Here is a 5143-nt window from a genome sequence, read left to right as displayed (position 1 = left end):
CTTCGCAAAGATCCCGCTTACGCCCAGCGCCAAAGGGAGCGCGAAAGGGAGCGCCAAAGGGAGCGTCGCAAAGATCCCGCTTATGCCGAGCGCCAAAGGGAACTGCGAAGGAAGCACCAAAGGAAGCGCTACCAGACAGATCCCACTTACGCCGAGCGCGAAAGGGAGCGCAAAAATCAGTATCGTCAGTCAGTCAATTCAACTAAAAACTCAGGTGATATACTACTGACTTCTAATTTAACTGAAACGACCCAGAGTTCCAGTAAAAACTCAGAAGGTACTGCCCCCGATTTTCAGTCGTCAAGCTGAAGGAATATTTACAATCCCGATCGCCCCCTCTCAGCCTTAGTGAACGGTTAGCAATCGAGGGGTGCTGGAAATGAGATTACCGGTATGGCAGTAAACACTTCATCTGCTGCCCGTTCAAAGATGACAGCCAGAGAAACCCAGCACTGCCCCCAGATATACGCAGGACGATTCCGTTTCTTACTTTGCTGATGATGGCTACGACAAGCCGGGGCTTTGTCAGAAAATCGTTCGATGACCCAGTCATCAAGCCCCAGAACAACAGGTTTGTCCTCGGGAACCTTTGAGCAGACCAGACGGATCAAGCGGCGTGCCAGATTTTTCCATTGCCATTTGCCCTGGGATAACCAGTGGTGGTAGCTGCTCCACACACAATGAAAATCAATCGATAACAGCGCCTGTGTAACAAACCCGTTGGAGGAAAGCATGCATGGAACCAAACAATAGTTCACATAACGTTGGTACTGCAGTTGGTGATAGCGCACCGGCCAAAAAGGTTGTATATAAAGCGAGTTCCCTGAGGATTACTTGGTGATCTGAAGTGAGCATGGCAACCATCCCGGATTTCGTCGCTGGGGATGGTTGCTATTAGCAGATTATTCGCTGAAACTTTTGTACTTACAAAACTCTAAAGTCGAGAAAACCATAGAACAATCCAAAAAAAAACAAACTTCTTTCTATTTTTATTGGTCTAGACTTGGCAGTTATCATTCGACCGTTGGCTGAGAAGCTGAGAATCAAGCAACTTCACTTTTGTGGCAAAATAATTGACGAGGGCTATACATTGGATACCACCAGCAGAGCCGCCCCGCCTTCTTATGCAACAACGGCAGCGGATAATTTTCTGAAAGCCCTGGGTGACCTTCCTTTCGATGAAGCCCGCATAAAGGCCTGTGAAGTGATGGAGCACCTTAAGAGGCGGTACCAGTTCGATAGCGAACCAGCTTCTGCACCACCTTTATCTGAACGCAGTGTGAGTTCCCCGTTAAAATTATCACCAATCGAAAAGCTGATGGAAAAGGAACAAAATAATGATCTGGCAAAAGGTTTGAATTCGCTGGTGCGAGGATTTAACAGAGAAATAGCTGACTTCCATAGAAAAATTGAAAACAAGGATGATGGAGAAATTGTTCAAAAGGCCTGTGGTCTGACCAAAATAGGCAATTATATGAAAAAGGACAGTTACTCTGGAAAACAAACTAAACTTTCTAACGACGTTACCCTTCAGGGTAGCGGACTTCTGATGAATACCTCAGATTACAGCCGATGGTTTATCGCCGTCCATCGACTATCTGATAATACTCTGCAGTGCCACACAACCGATTTAACGACTTATCGTGAAAATAATCATGCACTCATACTATTTCTTGACAAGTTACTTACAACAATGTCTGTTGAAGACCCGTCCAGAATAGAAGATATAGATTGGATCATTAACGATCTGAAGCGTGGGAAACCTTACCTGACCTCTCACGAAAGTACTTTAGGCGACACTGTTTCCTTCCTGCTCACTCATACCATTGACGTAAAAGTTTTCCGGGATACTCTGGATGCATTATTTACATTGTATCAATTTACGCCCTACCCTGAGCCACTGACAGAAATTACAACCGAATTTAATAACACAATTAATAGCAACGCTAAACGTTCAAGTGACTATTGTATTTATCGGTAAAGGGTTAGGTAAGGAGATAGAAAGGACGTGTCTTTCATTGAGTATTAAAATGGAAATACGGATCAACACGCTCATTGTGCATTGAAAGAGCATTGAAAGAGCATTGGAAGCACATTGAAAGCACTGTGAAACAAATAAGGAACCTGAATTTCTCACCATTCAATACTCAGTGAGAGTCCTGAAACCAATGATCTTTTGCTGCCAATAAGGGTAGATGATTATGAATCAGGGTATCAGTGAATCCATAAAAGCAGAAACCTCTCAGGCGTCTCTCACTTCGGGTGCCAGCAGCCAGCTGAGCAGCTCGCAAGCAAGTTTTTCTCCAGGGGAGAAACTTGGAGCTCTGGGGCGACATAGTGTTAGTCCGCAGCAGGTTTCAACGGGCGAGCTGATCGGTATAGGTGCATTGGGCGGTCTTGTGGGTGCTACCCTTGGTTACGTGGTTAAATCAGCAAACCGCTGCCCGTGGACAACTGTTGCCGCCACAAGCGCTGTTGGTGCAACAGTCTTTGCACTGGGCACCGCAATGGATGCCAGATCCGTAACGCCACTGGAGCACGCTGAAGCGGAATTGATGCAGACACAGGACGATAAAGAGTGTCTGTTAAAGAGAGATATAGACAATCCTGTCCGCGAGTATGATAAAAAAGAAATCTATACCATCAAACGATTGTCTGAGCGATATGGCGAGTCCTGGCTGACATTCAGGCTACTGTGGGAGGTGTTATATACGGAACGTTTTCAGAGTGATTATGAAGATTTTCTGGATGAGTTCTTTTCACAACTGATGAATCTGCATGTGGGTCGTCGGGAGATTAACGACATTGTTACAGCAATGAAGGCCACCGACTCCCTTGAAGTGGCCAGGGAGTTACCGGCTTTTCAGAAATTAACCGAACGGAGTTATATACTGTCAACAACCCATGATGAGATTGCCCGACTAATGTTCACCTATTCCAGACTACTTCTGGCTAATGATAATGTTAATGATCATCGCGGTGCAAAGGCCTACGAACTTTACCAGACCCTATGCCTGGAAAAGTATGAATCCCTCAAGATCCGTATTGCCCTGGATGAGAGCAGACTGATAGAGGACATCCGCATTCTGCGTGCAATGGCTGAGGAGAAATCATCGCTGAGTAATTCATGATGCGTCTATTTACAGTCCAAAGGAAATATCGAGCGTTACTTTTCCGGATTTATGTGTAAATGATCAATATCCCCTTTGAGTCTGATAAAGCCAACAGCTTCCGCAGCCTCAACATAACCGGGATCATTTTCGCTCTTGCCCTGGAGCAGGTTAGCGGCAATTCGTCCGTAGGTCATGGCACCTTTGGCACCGACTCCGGACATTCCGGCCATCACCACAAAGTTGCCGTCCATTTCACCGGATCGGGTTACCAGCTGGGAAACCAGGGGTACTTCAGAACGGGTCAAGCTGTATACACAGGAAACTTCGTCAACCAGTTGCAGATCCTCATCATCCACCGGCAATCCCTGCATGCGTAAGTACCGACCGGTGTTCTCAATACTCCAGCGAATCTCCTCCCCGGACAACCTCTGGTGCCAGACATCTTCAAGATTGTTGATATTACTGCGCTGAAAGTGGCCACCGATCTTAATGACCGGATTACCATCTGCACCAAAGTATTCAAACATCGAATAGAAACTGCCCTGCCGGGTACCGGCGGAGCTGTTAATAACCGGATAGGCCCGTTTCAATTGATTGCGTGCGTGATCATCAAGCTGATGATACTTTTCCGGCCGGATCTGCAGGAAAGCAAGAAATACCCGTTTCGGGGTGATCAGTTTCTCCAGATAGGGGGCCTGCTCACGCAGTAATGAACCGGTCTGCGGCCCTGCTGCACTGACAACCTGGCTGGCTGTGAATTTCCGTTCAGAACCATGCTGGTCTTCGGTGGCTATCAGGTAGTGGTTATCGCCCCATTGGATATCACTGATAGCGGTATTGTAAACGATAGTACCACCTTTGAGTTTAATGGCCGTGTGCAGGAGTGAAATAAGTGCTTCCGGATTCATGGTGCCGGAATGGTCATTGAATTCACGCTGCAGAAAAACCCCCTCTGGCAGCTGGACACCAAACATTGCCGCGCCCTCCTCCGGTGTCCGGGCTATTTTGTAGTCGACCTTTTGTCGCTTAGAAGAGGTAATGACAGAGTCAGCGTATTTCATGCGTCCCAGGTAGTTGACGGGTGTGGTTCGGTAGACATCAGCAATCGACGTGACGTACCCTTGAGTATTAAGAAAGCTGGTCAGCGTTGCCGTTTCACGAACTGAGCGGTTGTGGAGGTAGGACCACAGATCTCTGGCCAGATTATTGCTTCTGGCAATCCGAGCCAGACCTTTGCTGGAACCCTGGCTGTAATTGTGACCCTGTTTTTCCAACAGGATAACCTCTTTACCGTCCCGGGCCAGTTGCCAGGCAGCGGCACTGCCCATCAGGCCTCCGCCAATAACCACAACCTCGTGATGCTTTACAGGGTAAGCATCCGCATCTCGAACCCAGCATAACCCACTGACAAGGGCTAATATCGGCATTAGTAACAGAAAGAATGCAGGCATATCTCCTCCATGAAATAATAAATAAGGCAAAAAAACTAATGTTTTTATTTTTCTGACAACTCAGCCAGCATAAGGTTCCATCAGTGAATGTTTATTTCGCTTTGATCAGTGCTTTGCCACCAGCCATTATCATCTCCCTGATCTACAGTTACATAATTTACATTCTCAGAATATCAGCCTTGCCGACAATACAGCAAAGAGTGAAGTCGATTGACGAAACTAGGTAAATATCAGAAGTCTGCCATGAAAATGCCTTTTCAGCCTGGAGACCAGGTGACCACTCATTTTTATCCGGTTCAGAAAAACCGTCCAAGGACAGTCATCCGATGCTATCGTTCCATTGATTGCCCATCTGGCTGGCTCGTTGACACAAAAGACGACAGTGGAAAAATGCTGAAAGCACTGGATGCAAAATGGTATCAGCTTATGGAAATTGAGGAGGCGCCAGAAACTGGCCGGTAACAAGAAGTATTAAGGGTTACACGTGCATATAAGAATGCCAAGTGCAATGTAGACAAAAATAATGGTAGTCGGTACTGGACTTGAACCAGCGACCCCCACCATGTCAAGGTGGTGCTC

The 5143-nt window shown here is 46.8% G+C and carries 5 protein-coding genes and 1 pseudogene; 4 read left to right on the top strand and 2 right to left on the bottom strand.

What is annotated here, in order from left to right:
- A pseudogene (locus KDK13_RS08600) lies at positions 1-309 on the top strand (hypothetical protein); the annotation flags it as partial.
- Between the two features lie 47 nt (positions 310-356).
- Here KDK13_RS08600 and KDK13_RS08595 read toward each other — a convergent pair.
- The gene (locus KDK13_RS08595) at positions 357-734 is read right to left on the bottom strand and encodes a transposase (protein ID WP_257284567.1); all 378 of its coding nucleotides are present in this window, start codon (positions 732-734) and stop codon (positions 357-359) included.
- 356 nt (positions 735-1090) lie between these two features.
- Here KDK13_RS08595 and KDK13_RS08590 point away from each other — a divergent pair, with 356 nt between their 5' ends.
- Positions 1091-1981: a hypothetical protein gene (locus KDK13_RS08590; RefSeq protein WP_257284566.1), complete on the top strand. Its 891-nt coding sequence runs from the start codon at positions 1091-1093 to the stop codon at positions 1979-1981.
- A 220-nt stretch (positions 1982-2201) separates the two neighbouring features.
- Positions 2202-3131, top strand: coding sequence for a hypothetical protein (locus KDK13_RS08585; RefSeq protein WP_257284565.1), 930 nt, complete (start codon positions 2202-2204; stop codon positions 3129-3131).
- A gap of 35 nt (positions 3132-3166) precedes the next feature.
- On the opposite strand, the gene KDK13_RS08580 is transcribed toward KDK13_RS08585, so the two are convergent.
- Complete coding sequence (locus KDK13_RS08580; RefSeq protein WP_257284564.1) at positions 3167-4564, bottom strand: FAD-binding oxidoreductase; 1398 nt, start codon at positions 4562-4564, stop codon at positions 3167-3169.
- A gap of 243 nt (positions 4565-4807) precedes the next feature.
- Between KDK13_RS08580 and KDK13_RS08575 the strand changes: the two genes are divergently transcribed.
- Positions 4808-5026 (top strand): hypothetical protein, encoded by a 219-nt coding sequence (locus KDK13_RS08575; RefSeq protein WP_257284563.1) that lies wholly within the window; start codon positions 4808-4810, stop codon positions 5024-5026.
- Positions 5027-5143: the final 117 nt, after the last annotated feature.

The organism is Endozoicomonas sp. SESOKO1, from assembly GCF_024606265.1.
Classification (GTDB): Bacteria; Pseudomonadota; Gammaproteobacteria; order Pseudomonadales; family Endozoicomonadaceae; genus Endozoicomonas.
Note: the sequence above shows the minus strand (reverse complement) of the source record. Positions and strands in the feature narration are given on the sequence as shown.

Coding starts and splice junctions, on each gene's coding strand:
- KDK13_RS08595 (WP_257284567.1), bottom strand. CDS start 734: ATGCTTTCCTCCAACGGGTTTGTTACACAGGCGCTGTTATCGATTGAT.
- KDK13_RS08585 (WP_257284565.1), top strand. CDS start 2,202: ATGAATCAGGGTATCAGTGAATCCATAAAAGCAGAAACCTCTCAGGCG.
- KDK13_RS08580 (WP_257284564.1), bottom strand. CDS start 4,564: ATGCCTGCATTCTTTCTGTTACTAATGCCGATATTAGCCCTTGTCAGT.
- KDK13_RS08575 (WP_257284563.1), top strand. CDS start 4,808: ATGAAAATGCCTTTTCAGCCTGGAGACCAGGTGACCACTCATTTTTAT.